Raw genomic sequence first — 18,692 nt, 5'->3', positions numbered from 1 at the left:
AGCGGCTCATCGAAGTCGGCATTGATCCATCTGTCGGAACCGTCGGCGATTCCTATGACAATGCCCTGGCCGAGTGCGTCATCGGCCTCTTCAAGACCGAGGTCATCAACCGTTGCCCTTCATCCTGAGCGTGATCCGGAAATCGTCGCCAGCGCGCTTCGGTTTCACCAGCCAGAACCCGGCAATCACAAACACCAACGCGCCCCAGGCCAGTGGCGAAAGACGCTCGCCGAGGAGCAGCATGCCCCAGGCAATTCCGGCGAGTGTCTGGGAATAGGCCATCTGGCTAGAAAAAACCGGCCCTGCTGTTACGACGAGATCGAGCGCGAGAACCAGCGCGGCCGCCGTCGATGCACCCAGCGCCAGCGTTATGAGCTCTCGCTGGCCGAAGGAGAGGGAAGGCAGGAACAGAGCGTTCTGGGCTACGGCGAAAGGCAGCAAGAAGAGCGCTGACAGCGCCATCATGATGCCTACCGTCGTAGCGGCGCCGAGGTGCCTCGGGCGCCAGGACATCAGGAGCGTATGCAGCGATAGCAAGAATGGAAGCACGAGCGCACAAGCAATCCAGAGAAGATCGTTATCTTCGCCTGTGCCCTGCACCAGCAGTACCACCGCCACCGCGGCGAAACCGAGACCAAGACCCGAGAAGCGCTGCAGGCTCGGCCTCTCGAGTGCGAGCAATGCCGCCAGCAGAAAAACCATGAAGCCCCGCGAGCTTCCGATCATCGCGATCAGGCTGGCCTCGACATGTGCAGCGATGACGACCGTCAGAAGTTGGTACAAGCATCCAAGAAGCAGCGCCCAGAGCGTTAGGAAGCGGAGGTCCCGCAGCTTGAGGCGAGGCAGGCCACTTCGCCCGATCGAAAAGGAAAGGCATAGAATCGCCGCAACGACTGCCGACCAGAAGGCCAACCCGAGCGGGGGAATTTCGCGAGCCGAGGCCAGTCGCCCGAGCGCCGGTGCAATCCCGAAGATACTGCCTGCCGCAATTACTAGAAGCGTGCCGCGAAGCGTGCGGACCGTCAGATCGGCTCGCCGTTCGCGGTCATAGATTTCCTCGGCGAGACTGCGGAAGATCTTGGCGAGCCGACCCAGCGGATCGTCGCGCGCGGCGACTGACGCCAAGTTCAGTTCCGTGGGGTGAAACGCGCCGCCTTCGATGACCTGCGCGGCCTCGGTCAGGGTGTCAATGTCTCGGAGATAGTCGAGCTCGCGGTCCCGGAATCTTTTTCGCGCTAGCGAGGCGTTCATGCGGGCCCTCAGGATGGCCGGCTCGAAATTCTTGGGCAGGAAGTCCTCGGCGCCCAGCTCGATGGAGCGGGCTACGCTTTCTATTTCGTCGTCCAGCGACGACACGACGATCACCGGGATTTCGCGAAGTGCGACGTCCGCCTTCATGGCGATCAGGACCGCATAGCCATCCATTTCCGGCATGACAATGTCGAGCAGCACAATGTCGAATGGCATCTCGCCAAGAATGCCGAGCGCCTCGGTCCCGCCCGAGACGAGTTCGGTCCTGTGGCCGAGTGCGGTCACCGCCTTGGCGAGCTTTCGGCCGCTCACGCGGCTGTCATCGACGATTAGTACAGACGCAGGAGCCGTGGTTTCATGATGCGCTTGGTCCGTCATGCGTCTGGACTCGGCCGTGCGATGTCTTCGAAGGACACGTCCAGCAATGCCTTGCGCGCGGCTTCTTCCTCCTGCGCGATCCCCTCGGCGAGCGCGTCGGCGTCCGCTGGACCACCGTGATAACAGGCTTTCTCGAGAAAGGCGCAGAGCTCGGACAGGCGAGTCGCGCCGAAATCGTGGGCATTCGATTTCAGCGTGTGCGCTGCGATCCTGAGCGCCGTCCAGTCACCTTTGGATGCCGCTTCGGATATCCGCCGCGCGAGGGCTGGCGCATCTTCCACGTAGTCGCCTCGGAGCTCTTCAAGCTCCTCAACGTCGTTGCCTAAAACCTCGAAAAGCCGTTTTAGCGCAGCGCGGTGGATGTGGCCCGAAGTCATTGTTTCACCCATGACCTTTCCCCTTTGACAGAGATTTTCTTTGCGTGCTGGGCCTGCCGAAAGGCCGCACTCCGCTTCAAGGTCGAGATCAGTGCCTCTTCGTCCACGGGCTTGCTCAGGTAGTCGTCCATGCCGGCCTCCAGATATGCGGCTCGGGCCGAGGATTGCGCATTTGCCGTCAGAGCCACGATGTAGGGGCGCGGCCGCCCCTCGAAGGCTCTGCGGATCTGCGAAGCCGCCTCGAGTCCATCCATTCCAGGCATCTCGATATCCATGAGAATGACGTCGAAGGAACCGCCGGTCGCCAGTCGGACCGCCTCTGCCCCGCCGCTTGCGAGATCTGATTCGTAGCCATTCTTGGCAAGCATCTTCTGTCCGACTTTTCGGTTGATCCGGTTGTCGTCGACAAGAAGGATCGACAGCGACTCTGCCGGTGCTTCGCGGATGTCTGTGGGTCCTGTCGTCGGGGAGGTCTTTCTCTGCTCTCCCCCAAGGGCCGAGGCGAGCGCATTAAGGAGCTGTGCCGATTTTGCAGGCTTTGCAATTACCGAAGCGAAGCCGGCCTCTTGGATCTCGACCCAGAAGCGAGGCTCGACGGGTGAGAGTGAGGTGAACAGGATCATCGGTGGCGCGGATTCGCCGGGAAAGCTCAATCCCGTTCATGTCGGGCATCTTGTAGTCGAGGATCAAGATATCGGTTGATGGTCCGCCCCGAAGCCTAGCCAGCGCCTCTGCCGGAACGCCGATCACGTCCGGCATCATGCCCCAAGCGCGGAGTCGTTCGTCCATGATACGGCGGTTCGTCTGGTTGTCGTCCACGACAAGCACCGTCTTGCCCCGCAGCCCCTCGATCTGCGCCTGCCGGTCGATCCGGTCAGGCAGGGCGCAGATCCGCATGGGCACAGAGAAGGAGAAGCTTGAGCCTTGTCCCGGCTCGCTTTCGACCATGATTTCACCGCCCATCTTGTTCACCAGTCGTTGGCTGATGGCGAGACCAAGTCCGGTGCCGCCGTACCGCCGCGTCATCGAGGCGTCTACCTGGCTGAACGAGCGGAAAAGTCGGTCCATCCGGTCGGCAGGGATCCCGATCCCGGTATCGCGGACCGAGAAACTGACCTGTGCCGTCGCGACGCCCTCGGGCAACGGCTCGGCGAGGCTGACTGTAAGCAGGACTTCTCCCTTGTCGGTGAACTTCACCGCATTGTTGAGCAGGTTGAGAAGCACCTGCTTAAGCCGGGTCGGGTCGCCCACCACGCCGCGCGGGACATCAGGCGCGATGCGGCAGGCCAGATCCACGCCCTTCTCGTCGGCCTTTGGCATCACCAGTTCCGCTGCGGATTCGACACACTTGGCCAGGTCGATTTCCAGTTCCTCCAGATCGAGCGCGCCCGCCTCGACCTTCGAGAAGTCGAGAATGTCGTTGATGATGGTCAAGAGCGTGTCTGCCGCGTCGCCGATGGTGGTGGCAAAGTCGCGCTGTTCAGCGTCGAGCTTCGTCGACGCGAGCAGGCTGCTCATCCCCATGATTCCGTTGAGCGGTGTGCGGATTTCGTGGCTCATCATAGCAAGGAACGAGCTTTTTGCCTCATTTGCTGACTCGGCCTGTTCCTTTGCTAGTGTCAGTTCGGTTTCCCGCTGCTTTAGTTCGCTGATGTTGGAATAGACCACGACCGACCCTCCGTCGGTCGTCTGCCGCTTGTTGATCTGCACCCAGCGACCGTCCTGCAGCTGCCGGATGTTCGACGCTTTCGCGTCGCGTCCTCTGGTGGTGGACTCGATCCGCAGCCCCGACCCTGGTGACGCGTCCCCGGCGATCTCCGCCGCGGAACGGCCCGGACGTACAAAGGCGCCGGCCGGATCGTTGAGAAATTCCCGGTAGCGAGTGTTGCACAGGACTAGCCGGTCATCGGCGTCGTAAAAGGCAAACCCCTCCGAGATGCTCTCGATGGCGTCGATGAGCCGTTGCCGTGTTTCGGCAATCTCGCGCAGGTTACTTTGCTCCATCTCCACCGCAGTGTCGCGGAATACAACAAGTGCCTGCATCAGCCGAGTGACCTCATCCCGTCCGCTGGGTTCGGGCAAAGCAACCTGAAGATTGCCCTCGGCGAGGGACAATGCGGCGTCGCTGAAGGAGCCAAGCCGCGAGCCAAGGCTGCGACTCACGTAGGCGATGGCACCGAGGATGATGGCCAGAGAGGAAAGCAGAACTGCCACAAGCGTGAAACGACTGGATTCAAGCGAGGTGAGCACAGCTGCGGCCGAGGCGTCCGTTGCTCGGCGGGTTTCAGTGACGATTACTGCTGAAATTCCGCTCATCCTTTCGGTCAACTCGTTTGTACTGATGAGCAATTCATCCGCCTGCTCAAGCGCGCCGAGTTCGCGCGCTCGGAGGTCGAAGACAGAGTCGACACCGCCGCCGAAGCCAATCAGCTGCTCCGCGAGCTGGGCAGTTTCGGAGATGTCGGTTCGTGCGCCGAGGTGGGCGATCAGTGAAGAGGTTTCGGCCTCGACCGCGCGAAGGTCCACCTTCAGTCTGTCGATCGCGGCGCTGTCTTCCGCGAACGGCACCAGCGAAAGGATTCCGACGGTCCGGTTGCCGAGTGTCTCCAGCGTGAGAAGCGTCCCGTAGCCAACCACACTTGCAGCATTTATGGCCTCGATGCTTGCCGACACTTCTCTACTCAACTCGGCGCCCACCGTCACAGCCTGCCCCCGAATCAGAATGATCGAGCGGCGCAGGAATCCCTCGAGCTGCAAGAACAACCTGCGCAGCTCGCGTTCGGTCTCCTGCGGATTGAACGCGGCAGCCGGGTCAGCAAGCGCGGCGCGACGCTGTTCGAAAATGCTCTCCTCGCTCGCACCGAAAGCAATGATGCGGTCGATAATTTCCGATAGTTCGCCGATGTCGATGATCTGCCTGACCGTGCCGTTGCCACGCAACTCCTCGACATTGCGCGCGGCGACCGAACTCGAGGTGACGAATGTGCTCCACGTTTCGCGGACAGCCTCTTCATCTGGTGCGGTAAGCATACCTATCATGGATTGCTCTATGATGCCACGCTGGACCTGTAATGTCAGAAGTGGGATCAGACCTCGAACCCCGAGGTCGTTCAGGAACGCGACCGAAGCCTCCGTGTTTGCGTTTACCCGGCCGGTTTCGGCACTGAGAACGTCAAGCTGATCGGCGATCAACGGCTCGATCGTGCGATTGAACGCAGCATGGGTCTGTGCAAGCCGCTGAATCTGGCTGCCAAGCGTTTCGGCAGTTTCGATTCGCTGCGCGATGATGGCAGCCAAGGCATCAGACAATGCGTCGACGTCGCGTACCGAAGCTTCGAGGTTGGCGACCGCCTCCGCGCTGCTGCCCCGCACCTCCAGTTCGTCGATGACCGAACGGACAGCGTCCAGATGGCTTTTCATCTCGGCCGACCGGACGGCCAGTTCGTCGGTGCTTTCGGACCTGGCTACCGAGACGGCGGCGTTGCGGATTTGGGTCGTGTCCTCCGAGACGCGGTGCGCTATGACGAGGGCTGGAATGCTCTCCTTCGTGATCGAGGTCAGCTGTTCCTGGACGACTACGTTGGCGCGATGTGCGATCAGTGCGCTGACTGCCGCCGACAGGACGATGATGGCAACAACCAGAACGAGCTTTCCCCGGATTGTGTAGGGGAGCAAGGCCGCAATACCAGCACCTTTGTCCTCAGCCGTTGCCATGCTGCAACCTTTCTGGTCGGCCGAATGCGGTTTCTGCTCGGCCGGGCTATCGTTCCTCAGAGTTTGAGCTCGAAATCCTTGATGTCGTCAGGGCTGATGTAGGCCACGGCCGGGTTGAGCATCACCTCGAGATGGAGCTTGAATACCCGAGCCGAATCTTGATCGCGGTTCGCCCATTCGAACCAGAGGGGCAGGGCAATTTTCCGGAACCGTTCAACATCTTCCTCGGTCAGTCGGGTCACCTCGACCCCGGCTTCTGCGAAACGGGCCCAGGCGTCGATGTTGGCCTTCTGGTGCGCGGTGAAATGATTAACGGAAAACGAGCGGACAAGCTCGGTTAGCAAATTCTGCGTAGCCGGCGCCAGACTGTCCCAGACAACCTTGTTGAAGGCCACGATTGTCAGGTCGACCGGCTGATGCAAGCATGGCGTCGACGTCGGCCCCATCACGATGTACTTGCTGACTTCAGCAAAACCAAGGTCGTAGTTCATTGCCGGCCCGGTGAAATCCGCCGCGTCGATGGCTCCGGACGCAAGCGCCGGTTGCACTTCCGAACCCGCAAGCGTGATCGTCCGAGCACCGATGGCTTCGAAACAGTCGGCAATGAGGCCCCCCGGCATCCGCAGGTTCAAGCCCCGGAAGTCGTCCAGCGAGTGGATCGGCTTGTTGGAGTGGATCAGGTTCAGATCGTGGTGAACGTGGCCTACGAAGTGGAGGCCGTGGCGCGCGTAAAGCTCGCGGGCCAGTTCGGTTCCGCCGTAGCTGTCGAAAAGCATGTCCCATTGGTGAGGATGCGGCAGCCCCATAGGGAAAGATGTCAGGAAGGCTCCTGCGGGCATCGCCCCTGTGATGGCGGTATAGTGGGGAACCCAATGCATCCCGTCGAGAACACCCGCCGCAGTGGCAGTCATCATGTCGAAGATTTCAGAGACAGTGCCCCCAGCGAAAGGAATGAACTCGACCTCGCCTCCGGTCAGTTCTCCGATGCTCTCGCACCAGCCCTTGAACGTACGGTAGCCGATGGTGTTCTCGGTCCAAAGTGACTGGATTGTCAGCTTTCGTCCCTTTGAAACCTGTGCATTGCCAATAAAGGGTGCCGCCATAGCTCCGGCACCAATAGCTGCCGTCGCGAAGAGTACCCTACGCCGAACGAGGTCCGCGGCGCCCGCCTTTGCCATCGGATCGGTTTTGTTCACTTGCTTCATATGAAATCCTCTTCTCGCGCCCTGCTAGCCCGGATAATTCATGACGATGTGGTGAGGGTAGCGTAACCTTTTGAATTTCTGTATTTTTCGGCTGTCGACGCCAAAAACTCCAGTTTCCAAGGCAGGCACCCTCACCATGATGAAGTCTACCTCCCAAAAGCCCGTTTTGTCACCCGTGAATGGCAAGCCCGTCATGCTCAATTTCGATGGCGCGGAGATGAGCTCCGATGCCGGTCTGACGCTCTTGCGGGAAGTCGAACGCCGGCACGACTTGGCGGGTCTTCTGTCGTCGTGCCTCACGGACCTGCGTGACCCGGGCAAGACCCGCCATAGCCTGGAAGATATCATCCGGTTCCGGATCATGATGATTGCGGCTGGATATGAGGACGGCAACGACGCGTGTGACCTGCGCCATGATCCATCCTTCAAGCTCGCTCTCGAGCGTGATCCCGAGACCGGGGCAGCGCTGTGTAGGGTGCGGCGTCTGTCAGATCATAGGGTTTGGCAACCATATACGGACCGATTCTGTCATCAACGGGATTTGTCGCCAACCTAGTCGCGACAAGGTCGCTTGACAATAGAATGGTGCCTTATTCTGACATCAAGCGTGGTTGCCGCCATTCGTCTGTTATCAAGCACCTTTGACGCCAGAGACGTATCATCTCACGCGCACCAAGCCGCGCCTCGTTAGGGCCGTGGCAGACCGGCTCCTGATGAGCTTGATCCCGTGACACCCTCCCCGCAAGCGCGAAGAGAACGCCGCAGAAGATGCGAAGAATACGGTCGCTATTCTCCGCATGATCGTCAGGAGTGAGCAAGTCGCCCGGAGTGCATGGAAACACGACGCAGCCTGTGGCAACGTTGCGCCATGATCGAATTCCGCCCGCTCCCTGATGACCACTCCGATCTTGTGCATTCGCCAATGCTGCGCGGTGCGCTCCTGACACTGCAATACACGCAGGAGCATGGATCGATTGGGCTAACCAAGACCGCGACCCTGCGGCGGCCTAGCCTTTTTGGAAGGGCCGCATCCTGCGCATGGCCGCCGTTCAGCTTAGGCGCAGCGAATGTCAGCACCTTGCCTATTTTGTTGAAAAACTCGTGCTTGATCGAAGCGTAAGTTGCTGATTCAATTCTTCTTACCAGCGGGAGGATTGACCGATGATGGGACCGAGACAGGAAGCGCAGGCAGCGCTGTTCTACGAGTTCTCGCTGGAGGACCACGTTCCCCAAGATCACCTGCTGCGGTCGATTGATCGGTTTGTCGATCTGAGCAGCATCCGCGCCCATCTGACGGATTTTTACAGTCATACGGGCCGTCCATCCGTTGATCCGGAGCTGCTGATCCGGATGCTGTTGGTCGGCTATTGCTTCGGCATCCGGTCTGAGCGGCGGCTCTGCGAAGAGGTGCATCTGAACCTGGCCTATCGGTGGTTTTGCCGCCTCGACCTGACCGACAGGATCCCGGATCACTCGACGTTTTCCAAGAACCGGCATGGGCGTTTTCGCGACAGCGAACTTCTGCGACACCTGTTCGAGACGACTGTCGCCCGCTGCATCGAGGAAGGTCTGGTCAGCGGCCAGCGTATGGCCATTGATGCCAGCCTGATCGAGGCGGATGCCAACAAGCAGAACTCGACGCCGAAGGAAGATTGGGACGCAATGCACATCGACCCGGCTGAAGCGCCCCGTGCCGTGCGCGAGTATCTCGACACGCTGGATGAATCGGCCTTCGGGGCGGCCAGCGAGGTGCAGCCCAAGTTCACCTCGCATTCCGATCCGGCCAGCCAGTGGACGGCAGCCCGCAAAGGCCCGGCATTCTTCAGCTATTCCGACAATTACCTGATCGACACCGATCACGGCGTGATCGTCGACGTCGAAGCGACCAGATCAATCCGGCAGGCCGAGGTTGGATCGACCAAGACGATGTTGAAGAGGGTGAAGGAACGGTTCGACCTGCATCCCGAGCGGCTGATTGCGGACACTGCCTATGGCACCGGGCCCCTTCTGGGTTGGCTGGTCGATCGCAAGATCGCGCCGCACATCCCGGTTATAGACAAGTCCGGGCGCAACGACGGCACCTGGACGCGGGCGGACTTCGAGTGGGACGCCGAAAACGACCAGTACATCTGCCCGGAAGGCCACGAACTGAAGCAGTTCCGCCGCAACTACTCGGACCCGAACCGTGGGCCGACCGGCAAGGGCACAGCCCGCTACCGCGCATTGAAGGATGTCTGCCAGGCGTGCCCATCCAAAGCCAAATGCTGCCCAAATGCTGACGCCCGCAAGATCACCCGCGAGGAGCATGAAGATGCCCGTCAGGTCGCCCGCGACATCGCCAAAACCCGCCAATACGACATCTCGATGAAGCTCCGAAAGAAGGTCGAGATGCTCTTCGCCCACCTCAAACGTATTCTTGGGCTGGGGCGGCTCCGATTACGTGGTCCATGTGGCGCAAACGACGAATTCCTGCTCGCCGCCACCGCCCAAAACCTCCGCAAACTGGCCAAGATCTTTCCCGCACCGCAGCAAACGCGCAAAGCCTGATCAGAAAGGCGCTTGCGCACTCTATCAGGTCGCCATTCTCTGCGCTCGCGAACAGGCGTTTTTCCACAGAATCTGCCCAGTGCCGCACCGTGCCCCTTCGCAATTGGCATCACGTCTCAATGAAAATCCCGGCTTGGAAACAGCCTCTTCGCCTGTTCTCGCGGATGGCGGGCTGAGGGGCGGATGCTGCCGCCGGCGGGGCGCCTGGTTTCATCGGCGCGGCCGTCATTGGTGTGGATGAGCACGGGCCGTCCGAGGGTGGCCAGCAGCGGGGAAAGATCCTCGACCCGCTCGGCGATCAGATGGGTGACGGAGCCGTCGCGCTCGATCCGGCCGGTAACGCGTAAGAGCCGCCCGGCAATCACAGCCTTTCGGAAGGTCGCGTAGATGCGCTTCCAGACCACCACATTGGCCACGCCGGTCTCGTCCTCCAGCGTCAGGAAGATCACGCCCGAGGCGGTGCCCGGGCGCTGGCGGGTGATGACGAGGCCGGTCACGGTGACGCGCCCTCGCGCCTCCGCCAGCCGGTCATGGGGTAGGGACTCAGACAGGCGCGGGCGCAACAGTTCCAGCGGATGGGCGCGTAAGCTCAGGCGCAGGGTCAGGTAATCCTCGATCACCTCCTGCCCGAGCGTCATGGCGGGCAGGGTGACGGCGGGCTCGATGCCACCCTCGACATCGGCGCCGAACAGCGGCAGCGGTGCGGGCGCACGCAAGGCGCGTGCCGCCCAGAGCGCATCGCGGCGCGTGAGGCCGATGGCCGCAAATGCATCGGCCTCGGCCAGCCGCTCCAGCGCATCCGGGCCGACGCCCGCGCGCCGCCACAGGCTTTCGACATCGGCGTAGCCATTGCCACGCGCCGCCGCGATCCAGACGGCGTCCTCTTCGCGCATGCCCTTGATCTGGCGAAACCCCAGCCGCAGCGCCAGTGCGCCATCGGGGCGCGGCTCCAGCGTGCAGTCCCAGTCCGAATGGTTGACCGAGACAGGCCGCACCTCCACCCCGTGTTCGCGCGCGTCGCGCACCAGCTGCGCAGGCGCGTAGAAGCCCATCGGCTGGCTGTTGAGCAGCGCGCAGGTGAACACCGCCGGGTGGTGGCATTTCAGCCAGGCCGAGACATAGACCAGCCGCGCGAAACTCGCCGCATGGCTTTCGGGGAAACCATAGGAGCCGAAGCCCTCGATCTGCGCGAAACAGCGCGCCGCGAAATCCGCGTCATGGCCGCGCGCCAGCATCCCCGAGACGAAACGGTCGCGGAACGCACCGATCGTGCCCATGCGCTTGAAGGTGGCGAGCGAACGGCGCAACCGGTCGGCCTCGGCCGGGGTGAAACCGGCCGCGACCACGGCGATCTGCATCGCCTGCTCCTGAAACAGCGGCACGCCGTAGGTGCGGCCCAGCACCTCCATCATGGCGGGGCCGAGATCCTCGACCTTTTCCTTGCCCTGCCGGCGGTTGATGAACGGGTGCACCATGCCGCCCTGGATCGGGCCGGGGCGCACGATGGCCACCTCGCAGACCAGATCGTAGAAGCAGCGGGGGCGCATCCGGGGCAGGAAATTCAATTGCGCGCGGCTTTCCACCTGGAAGACGCCGATGGCATCGGCGCGGCACAGCATGTCATAGACGCGGGCGTCCTCGGCGGGCACATTGGCCAGCGTCAGGTGCTGCGCGCGGTGATCGGCCAGCAGGGCGAAGGCCTTGCGGATCGCGGTGAGCATCCCCAGCGCCAGCACATCGACCTTCATCAGCCCCAGCGCGTCGATATCGTCCTTGTCCCATTCGATGATCGTGCGGTCGGCCATGGCGGCGTTCTCGATCGGGCACAGCTCGTCAAGCCGTCCTTGGGTGATGACGAACCCGCCGACATGTTGCGACAGGTGTCGGGGAAAACCGATGATCTCGCCGATCAGGTGCACCGCCAGCGCCACGCGGTGGTCAGCCGGGTCAAGGCCTGCCTCGCGCAGCCGGTCCGGCCCTGGCGCGGATGACGACCAGCCCCATATCTGCCCGGCCAGCCGGGCGACCACGTCCTGGCTCAGCCCCATGACCTTGCCGACCTCGCGGATCGCGGCGCGCGAGCGGAAATGGATCACCGTGGCGGTCAGCCCGGCGCGCTCGCGGCCATAGCGGGCATAGATCCACTGAATCACCTCCTCGCGGCGCTCGTGCTCGAAATCGACGTCGATATCGGGCGGCTCGCCTCGCTCCTTCGAGATGAAGCGCTCGAAGATGAGGGTGATCGACTCGGGCGGCACCTCGGTGATGCCCAGAAGATAGCAGATCACCGAATTGGCTGCCGAGCCGCGCCCCTGGCACAGGATACCCTGCGCGCGGGCGAAGGCCACGATATCGTGCACGGTCAGGAAATAGGGCGCATAGGCCATCTCGCCGATCAGGCGCAGTTCCTTCGCGGCCCGGTGCACGATCTTCGGCGGCGGGCCATCGGGGTAGCGTCGGGCCAGCCCCTCACGCGAGAGACGCTTCAGCCGGGTTTGCGCGGGCTCGCCGTCCTGCTCCTCATCGGGATATTGATAGCGCAGATCGTCGAGGCGAAAGGCGCAGGCAGCGGCGATCTCCAGCGTGCGGCGGAGCGCCGCCGGATAGCGGTGAAAGAGCCGCGCCATCTCGGTGCCCGATTTCAGGCGGCGCTCGCCATTGGGCAGGCGGCGGGTGCCGATATTATCGATGGTGAACCCCTCGCGCAGGCAGGTCAGCACATCGGCCAGCTTGCGGCGCGCGGCGCGGTGCATCAGCACATCGCCCAGCGCCACCATGGGCAGGCTGCTTTCCTGCGACAGTTGCGCCAACCGGTCGAGGCGCGGCTGGTCGCGCCCGTCATAGCGCGGCGCCGCCCCCAGAAAGCACTGGCCGGGAAAGCGGCGCGCGATCTGGAGCAACTCGGCACGGGGTGGGGGTGTTTCCAGCGGGTCGGGTGGCAGGGCGATCAGGATCATCCCCGCGCCCCAGTCAAGCAGATCGGCGCGGATGAGGTGGCATGCGCCCTTCTCGGCCTGGCGCTTGCCAAGGGACAGAAGCCGGGTCAGCCGCGACCATGCGGCCACATCGGTCGGCAGGGCGAGCCAATGGGTGGCGCTGTCGGCCAGCACCAGGCGCGCGCCCGCGATCAGTCTGGGCAGCGGGGTGTTGGGGCACAGATGCGGGCGGGCTTGCGCACCCGGCTGTAGCAGTGTCTGGCGGCTCGAGGGGTCGGTGACACCTCGCGACCGGATCGCCGGGCCTTCGCCGGTCTCTGTGGTGGTCCGTGCCTCGCTGCGCAGCCGCGCCAGCTCCTGCAGTGCCGAGAAGGCCCGCACCACGCCGGCCACCGAATTGAGGTCGGTGATGGCGATGGCGGCAAGGCCCAGCTCGGCGGCGCGGGTGATCAGTTCCTCGGGGTGCGAGGCCCCGTGCAGGAAGGTGAAGTTGGAGGTCACGCAAAGCTCGGCATAGGGGGTCATGCGAACTCCCCTTGCACATACCATGCGCGCCCGCGTGCCGCGCCGGGCACCTGCGGCGTATGAAAGAGCCACAGGCGCGGGCCTTCCCGTGTCTCGATGCGCCAGTAGTCGCGCAGGCCCGAGCGCCAGGCGGGATCGTCGAGCCACCATTCCGGCGCGATCCGTTCCGGCCCCAGCGCGCGCAGCGTGGTGAACCCCATCCGCCGCCAGCGAAACCGCGCCGGCGGATGGCCCGAGACCGCGGCGACCGGCTCGGGCGGGAAAAGCGCGATGGGCCGGGGCGGCCCGCCGCGCGGAGCGAACGGCGCCGGAGCGCTGTAGGCTGCCGGGGCAATGATGAAGCTGCGCTCGGGAATGTCGCTGTCGGCGGGCAGCAGGCGCAGCACCCGGTCGAACCCGATCCGGTTGCCCAGCCGCGAGAGCAGATCGGCCAGCGCGTCCTTGTGCCGGATGGTCGAGCCGCCGCCGGTCTGCTCCGGCGCGAGCGGTTCGGTGGCCGTGGCCATCAGGCGCAGTGCATCGATGCCGAAGCCCGCGTCGATTGCCTGCACCCCCTTGGCGAACAGAGCCGCGATCCGCGCGGGATCGCGCATCGGGCGGGCCAGGCCGACCTCTACCTGCACGCTGCCGCGATCCACCCGCCGCATTTCCAGCCGCACCCGCCGTGCGCCCCTATGATGCGCCGCGAGCTTCTCGCACAGCCGATCGAGCAGCCGCATGAGCGCCGCCATCACATCGCCTTGCAACCCGATCGGGTCGGGCAGGGTCATGCGCACGCTGAAATGCGGCTTCTCGGCCGCGGCCGCGACCGGCTCGGGCTGGTGGCCCAGAAGCTGGTCGAGCCGCAGCACCAGACCGGGGCCGAAGCGGCGGGCCAGCGGCGCGCGGGGCTGCGCGATCAGATCGGCGATGCGCCCGAGTCCGGCACGGGCCAGCGCCCCGGCAGTGGCGTGGTCGATGCGCAGGGCGGAAACTGGCAGTTTCCCCAGATGCTCCGTCAGCGCCCCCTCCGGCACGATCCCGCCGCCATGGCGGGCCAGCGCATGCGCCGCGCCGCGGCTTCCGGCAATGGCGCTGACTGCCGTCAGCCCCGCGCGGGCAAGCCTGGCGTGCAGATCGTCGCGCAGCGCCGGCTCGCCGCCGAAGAGATGTGCCACGCCCGAGATGTCGGCGATCAGCCCGTCCGCCCCGTCGCCTGCCACCATCGGCGCATAGCGCCCCGCCCAGCGGCGCAGGCTGGCCAGTGCCGCACCCTGACGGGCCTGGTCGGCGGGGCGGGTGGCCAGATCGGGACAGATGGCGCGGGCATCGGCCAGTGCCATGCTGCGATGCAGGCCGCGTGCTTCGGCCTCGGGGTTGAGGCAATGCAGGTGATCAGCATTGCCCGCGCGCAGCGTCAGCGCGAAAGGCCCCTCACAGGGGCGGCTGCGCAGGCTCGTGTCGCTCGCCAGCCTCGGAAACCAGATCGAAAGCAGCCGTCGCGCCATTCCAGTTCAGCACCCATGCGCCAAGAGTTCCCTTTTTGTTCTTTCTAAGGGACCAGCGATGCAGAGTCGAGTCCGGCGGCCCCGCCATGGCATCACAATTCCAGCGCGTCTCGGCGGCATTGCTGCCTGCGCCGTCGCGGATCAGCATCAGCCCGGTGGTGCCGCCCGCCTCGGCCGCCAGTTGCAACCGCCGCCCGGCGGTCAGCGAGAGGGGCTTTTGCGGCTCGGCGATGACCAGGCCCACAGGTGTTGCGCGCAGGGCCTCCTCGACCGACCAAAGCAGGTCGATCTCACTGGCCGGGCGCAGCAGGTGCAGCCGCTCGGCCACGCCCTCGGGCAGGCCCGCAGGCAGGGGCAGCTCCGGCACATGCGCCGGCAACACCCAGAACAGTGGGCCTGGGTGGCGCGCGGCCTGAAACAGGGCGAAGGCACGGCGGCCGCGGCCTTCGGCCTCGTGCACCCGGGCCGGGGCAAGGGCGAAGGGGGCGTCGCCGCGCGATGCTTGGTCAGGATCATGCAGGGTCGTCACGCGCCCCCTCCTGCACGATCTGCAAGGCGCCATCGGCAAGCGGGCGCTGCAACTGCAAGGCCTCCGCCGCCGGGGCGCTCAGCCAGGCCCGCCATTCCTCGGGCCGCGTCAGGATCACCGGCATGGCCTTCGGGTGAACCGAGCCAACCTCGGCATTGGGTGGGCAGGTCAGGAAGGCGAAAAGCTCGGCTGTCACCTCACCCTCCTTCAGCTTGCGCACCGAGGTCCATTGTGTGCGCAACCCGGCAAAGCAGGCCAGCGGCCGATCGGGGCCCAGCGCGAACCAGACCGGGTGATTGCGCGGCGCGCCCGCCCGTCCGTCGATCTCGGAAAAGCTGGTGAAGGGCACGAGGCAGCGATGCTCCACCCCCAGCCAGCGCCGCCAATGCGGCGAGGCGGTGTTGCGGATATTGGTCACACCCTTGTCGGTGCGTTTGCCTTCGAGGAACTTCGGCGGGGTGGGCATGCCCCAGCGCGCCATGGTCAGTTCGAACCCGTCCACATGCGCATGCCGCAGGATCGGTGCCGGGTAATCCGGCCAGATACCGGGTTGCGCCGGCAGGTTGCCGGTTCGATCCGCAACCGTGCCCGGCAGCGCATCGTCGAACAGCTGCCGCATTGCGTCCTGGCTTGTGGTCTGGGAATATAGGTTGCACATGGGCGGGTCACACTGGCGGCGGGGTCGGATTCGAACAATACAGGAACATATCCGGGGCGCAAATGCGACTCTTGGTGTTCGCTTCCTCCGTAACCTGACTTGATTGCATTGCAATCGTCGCTTAACTTGAACTTCAGTTACCGGAGGAGCCCATGGCCAGCATCACGATTCGCAATCTCGACGACACGGTAAAGCGTCGCCTGCGCGTTCGCGCGGCCGAGCATGGCCGCTCGATGGAGGAAGAGGCCCGCGAAATCCTGCGCCAGGTTGTCGGGCAGGAGAAGCCCGCCCACAACCTCGCCGCCGCAATCCGGGCGCGGGTCGCGCCTCTGGGAGGCGTCGAGCTGGATCTTCCCCCGCGCGAACCCATGCGTGAACCGCCCACCTTTGATCAGGCGTGAGCATGATCATTGTCGATACGAATGTCGTCTCGGAGCTTCTACGCCCGACCCCGGAACCGCGTGTCGAGACGTGGCTCGCCGCCCAGGACGGGCTCGACATCTACCTCACCGCGATCTCCGAGGCTGAGTTGCGCTACGGCGTCGCCATCATGGACAACGGCAAGCGCCGCGATGGCCTTGCCGACGCGATCGACCGCATCCTTCGCGAGGACATGGGCGGGCGCGTGCTCGCCTTCGACAGCGCCGCCGCCGAGGCCTATGCTACCATCGCTTCCAGCCGCCGCGCTGCCGGGCGGCCGATCGCGCAGGCGGATTGCCAGATCGCCGCCATCGCCCGCGCCCGCGGCGCCAAGGTCGCCACCCGCAATACGGCTGACTTCGAGGGCTGCGGCGTCAACCTGATCAATCCCTGGACAGCCGCATGAACGCCGTTGAGATTGAACAAGCCGTTTCCGAACTCGCCGAACAACCGTTTGACGCGACCGAATTCCCCTATGCCTTCCTCATGGCCTTCGGCAACAAGGACACCACCATCAAGCGCCTGCACAGCGGCGCGTCGAACAAGTCCGACGTCGGTGGCGTCCTGCAGACCAACAATATCCACCTTGCGACCTGCGCGCCGGGCGACATCGCGGCAACCCTGACCGCTCTGCGCGACAGCCCCGCCACCACCCGCGCCAAGGCGAAGTTCATCCTCGCCACCGATGGCATCGACCTTGAGGCCGAGGATCTGACCACCGGCGAGACCATCGCCTGCCGTTACACCGATTTCCCCGACCATTTCGGCTTCTTCCTGCCGCTCGCGGGCATCTCCACCGTCAAACAGATCCGCGAGAGCGCCTTTGACATCCGCGCGACCAGCCGTCTCAACCGGCTCTATGTCGAGCTGATCAAGGACAACCCCGACTGGGGAGTGGCCTCCAAACGCCACGACATGAACCACTTCATGGCGCGGCTGATCTTCTGCTTCTTCGCCGAAGACACCGACATTTTCGTCAGCGACAACCTGTTCACCGCCACCATCGACCAGATGGCCAACCGCGATGGGTCGAACACGCACGAAGTGATCGGCGAGATTTTCCGTGCGATGAACACGCCCATCGCCAACCGCGCCGAGGCCAAGCTGCCCCGTTGGGCCGACACCTTTCCCTATGTGAACGGCGGGCTCTTCTCGGGCAGCACCGATGTGCCGCGCTTTTCCAAGATCGCGCAGCGTTATCTCAGCCATATCGGCAGCCTCGACTGGACGCAGATCAACCCCGACATCTTCGGGTCGATGATTCAGGCCGTCGCGGATGAGGAGGAACGCAGCGTCCTTGGCATGCACTACACCTCTGTGCCGAACATCCTGAAGGTGCTGAACCCGCTTTTCCTCGATGACCTGCGGGCAGAGCTGGAGGCGGCGGGCGACAACGCGCGCAAGCTGGCCAATCTGCGCGCCCGCATGGCCAAGATCCGCGTGTTTGACCCCGCTTGCGGGTCGGGCAACTTCCTTGTCATCGCCTACAAGGAAATGCGCAGCATCGAGTATGAGATCAACAAGCGGCGGGGCGAGCCGCTGCGGCGCACCGACATTCCCCTGACCAACTATCGCGGGATCGAGCTGCGGGATTTCTCGGCAGAGATTGCCCGGCTGGCGCTGATCATCGCGGAATATCAATGCGACGTGCGCTATCGCGGCCAGAAAGAGGCGCTGGCCGAATTCCTGCCGCTGGATGCGCAGAACTGGATCACCTGCGGCAACGCGCTGCGGCTGGACTGGCTGTCGGTCTGCCCGCCCACGGGGACGGGGGTGACGTTTCAGGCCGATGACCTGTTCATGTCGCCGCTGGATCAGGCGCAGATTGATTTTGTGAATGAAGGGGGCGAGACCTATATCTGTGGCAACCCGCCTTATCTGGGGTCAACGTGGCAAAGCACGGAACAGAAAGAGGATTTGCAGCGCATTTTTGGCGGGCGCACAAAAAGCTGGAAGTCGCTCGATTATGTCGCGGGCTGGTTCATGAAGGCCGCCGATTACGGGCTGCACACGCCCACCGTGTCGGCCTTCGTGTCAACAAACTCGATCTGTCAGGGGCAACAGGTGCCGATCCTCTGGCCGCTGATCTTCAAGACTGGGCATGCGATTGCTTTTGCCCACACCAGTTTCAAATGGGCGAACCTTGCCAGCCACAATGCTGGCGTGACCGTGGCGATTGTGGCTATTTCCAATCATGCGGGGGCGGTGCGCAAGCTGTTCTCACTGGCAGATGATGGTGGCGCAGTGGTGAAGGAAGCGGATAACATCAATGCTTATTTGGTGGCTGCCCCGAATGTATCTATCGAAAAGCGAGCAAAACCATTGGCTTCGATAAATCCAATGGACAGAGGCAATGGTCCCACCGACGGCGGGAACCTTTTGTTATCCAGCGAAGAGCTTGCGGCCCTAAACCTCTCGGAGTCTGAGGCAAAGAAGTTTGTGCGCCCGCTTTTTGGCTCGGTGGAATTTATTCGCGGCATAAGCCGCTTTTGCTTGTGGATTTCGGACGATCAAGCCGAAGAGGCGTGCAGTCATCCGCAGGGCAATCGCGTTTGGCTCACGCCGCTGGGGGCGCCGGTTTCACGCCATTGAGAATGCTGCATAAGAAAGCCTCATCCCACCCTGCGCGCTTGAGCTTTATGGAGAGCGAGCCCTTTGAGGGGTC

Annotated in this window: 12 protein-coding genes and 2 pseudogenes; 5 read left to right on the top strand and 9 right to left on the bottom strand. The window is 63.6% G+C overall.

Features of this window, described 5'->3' with window-relative positions:
• Positions 1-105: 105 nt before the first annotated feature.
• The 5 genes from KAK09_RS17455 to dctP are packed head-to-tail and all read right to left on the bottom strand — an operon-like array spanning position 106 to position 6,925.
• Complete coding sequence (locus KAK09_RS17455; protein ID WP_247651398.1) at positions 106-1,629, bottom strand: response regulator; 1,524 nt, start codon at positions 1,627-1,629, stop codon at positions 106-108.
• Entirely contained in the window at positions 1,626-2,018 is a 393-nt protein-coding gene (locus KAK09_RS17450; RefSeq protein ID WP_210880214.1) for an Hpt domain-containing protein, read from the bottom strand. Before KAK09_RS17450 ends, KAK09_RS17455 begins: the two co-directional genes overlap by 4 nt.
• Positions 2,003-2,629, bottom strand: coding sequence for a response regulator (locus KAK09_RS17445; RefSeq protein WP_210880213.1), 627 nt, complete (start codon positions 2,627-2,629; stop codon positions 2,003-2,005). The genes KAK09_RS17450 and KAK09_RS17445 overlap by 16 nt, the downstream gene beginning before the upstream one ends.
• Positions 2,517-5,720 carry an ATP-binding protein gene (locus tag KAK09_RS17440; protein WP_210880212.1) on the bottom strand — a complete coding sequence of 1,068 codons (3,204 nt, stop codon included), beginning with the start codon at positions 5,718-5,720 and terminating at the stop codon, positions 2,517-2,519. The genes KAK09_RS17445 and KAK09_RS17440 overlap by 113 nt, the downstream gene beginning before the upstream one ends.
• A 56-nt stretch (positions 5,721-5,776) precedes the next feature.
• Positions 5,777-6,925, bottom strand: a complete 1,149-nt coding sequence (gene dctP, locus KAK09_RS17435; protein WP_210880211.1) for a TRAP transporter substrate-binding protein DctP — start codon at positions 6,923-6,925, stop codon at positions 5,777-5,779.
• Between the two features lie 136 nt (positions 6,926-7,061).
• On the opposite strand from dctP, the pseudogene KAK09_RS17430 reads away from it, so the two are divergent.
• A pseudogene (locus KAK09_RS17430) lies at positions 7,062-7,424 on the top strand (transposase); the annotation flags it as partial.
• 662 nt (positions 7,425-8,086) lie between these two features.
• Positions 8,087-9,472, top strand: coding sequence for a transposase (locus KAK09_RS17425; protein ID WP_210880210.1), 1,386 nt, complete (start codon positions 8,087-8,089; stop codon positions 9,470-9,472).
• A gap of 116 nt (positions 9,473-9,588) precedes the next feature.
• Here KAK09_RS17425 and KAK09_RS17420 read toward each other — a convergent pair whose 3' ends face one another.
• Genes KAK09_RS17420 through KAK09_RS17405 form a run of 4 tightly spaced genes read right to left on the bottom strand, consistent with a single transcriptional unit; the run spans position 9,589 to position 15,607 of the window.
• On the bottom strand, positions 9,589-12,933 hold the full coding sequence (locus tag KAK09_RS17420) for an error-prone DNA polymerase (RefSeq protein ID WP_210880209.1): 3,345 nt from the start codon (positions 12,931-12,933) through the stop codon (positions 9,589-9,591).
• Complete coding sequence (locus tag KAK09_RS17415) at positions 12,930-14,420, bottom strand: Y-family DNA polymerase (RefSeq protein WP_210880208.1); 1,491 nt, start codon at positions 14,418-14,420, stop codon at positions 12,930-12,932. Before KAK09_RS17415 ends, KAK09_RS17420 begins: the two co-directional genes overlap by 4 nt.
• Positions 14,347-14,949: an ImuA family protein gene (locus tag KAK09_RS17410; protein ID WP_336244483.1), complete on the bottom strand. Its 603-nt coding sequence runs from the start codon at positions 14,947-14,949 to the stop codon at positions 14,347-14,349. Before KAK09_RS17410 ends, KAK09_RS17415 begins: the two co-directional genes overlap by 74 nt.
• On the bottom strand, positions 14,933-15,607 hold the full coding sequence (locus KAK09_RS17405; protein WP_210880207.1) for an SOS response-associated peptidase: 675 nt from the start codon (positions 15,605-15,607) through the stop codon (positions 14,933-14,935). Before KAK09_RS17405 ends, KAK09_RS17410 begins: the two co-directional genes overlap by 17 nt.
• Positions 15,608-15,759: 152 nt before the next feature.
• Between KAK09_RS17405 and KAK09_RS17400 the strand changes: the two genes are divergently transcribed.
• The 3 genes and pseudogenes from KAK09_RS17400 to KAK09_RS17390 form a co-directional block, all read left to right on the top strand.
• Complete coding sequence (locus KAK09_RS17400) at positions 15,760-16,008, top strand: FitA-like ribbon-helix-helix domain-containing protein (protein WP_210880206.1); 249 nt, start codon at positions 15,760-15,762, stop codon at positions 16,006-16,008.
• Positions 16,009-16,010: 2 nt separating this feature from the next.
• Entirely contained in the window at positions 16,011-16,433 is a 423-nt protein-coding gene (locus tag KAK09_RS17395; RefSeq protein ID WP_210880205.1) for a type II toxin-antitoxin system VapC family toxin, read from the top strand.
• Positions 16,430-18,565: pseudogene (locus KAK09_RS17390) on the top strand (class I SAM-dependent DNA methyltransferase); the annotation flags it as partial. The gene KAK09_RS17395 and the pseudogene KAK09_RS17390, both read left to right, overlap by 4 nt.
• Positions 18,566-18,692: the final 127 nt, after the last annotated feature.

This window comes from Roseovarius autotrophicus, assembly GCF_018069895.1.
Classification (GTDB): Bacteria; Pseudomonadota; Alphaproteobacteria; order Rhodobacterales; family Rhodobacteraceae; genus Roseovarius; species Roseovarius autotrophicus.
Note: the sequence above shows the minus strand (reverse complement) of the source record. Positions and strands in the feature narration are given on the sequence as shown.

What these genes read in the sequence shown, in the direction of transcription:
- KAK09_RS17455 (WP_247651398.1), bottom strand. Translation starts at nt 1,629, where the DNA reads ATGACGGACCAAGCGCATCATGAAACCACGGCTCCTGCGTCTGTACTA.
- KAK09_RS17450 (WP_210880214.1), bottom strand. Translation starts at nt 2,018, where the DNA reads ATGGGTGAAACAATGACTTCGGGCCACATCCACCGCGCTGCGCTAAAA.
- KAK09_RS17445 (WP_210880213.1), bottom strand. Translation starts at nt 2,629, where the DNA reads ATGATCCTGTTCACCTCACTCTCACCCGTCGAGCCTCGCTTCTGGGTC.
- KAK09_RS17440 (WP_210880212.1), bottom strand. Translation starts at nt 5,720, where the DNA reads ATGGCAACGGCTGAGGACAAAGGTGCTGGTATTGCGGCCTTGCTCCCC.
- dctP (WP_210880211.1), bottom strand. Translation starts at nt 6,925, where the DNA reads ATGAAGCAAGTGAACAAAACCGATCCGATGGCAAAGGCGGGCGCCGCG.
- KAK09_RS17425 (WP_210880210.1), top strand. Translation starts at nt 8,087, where the DNA reads ATGATGGGACCGAGACAGGAAGCGCAGGCAGCGCTGTTCTACGAGTTC.
- KAK09_RS17420 (WP_210880209.1), bottom strand. Translation starts at nt 12,933, where the DNA reads ATGACCCCCTATGCCGAGCTTTGCGTGACCTCCAACTTCACCTTCCTG.
- KAK09_RS17415 (WP_210880208.1), bottom strand. Translation starts at nt 14,420, where the DNA reads ATGGCGCGACGGCTGCTTTCGATCTGGTTTCCGAGGCTGGCGAGCGAC.
- KAK09_RS17405 (WP_210880207.1), bottom strand. Translation starts at nt 15,607, where the DNA reads ATGTGCAACCTATATTCCCAGACCACAAGCCAGGACGCAATGCGGCAG.
- KAK09_RS17400 (WP_210880206.1), top strand. Translation starts at nt 15,760, where the DNA reads ATGGCCAGCATCACGATTCGCAATCTCGACGACACGGTAAAGCGTCGC.
- KAK09_RS17395 (WP_210880205.1), top strand. Translation starts at nt 16,011, where the DNA reads ATGATCATTGTCGATACGAATGTCGTCTCGGAGCTTCTACGCCCGACC.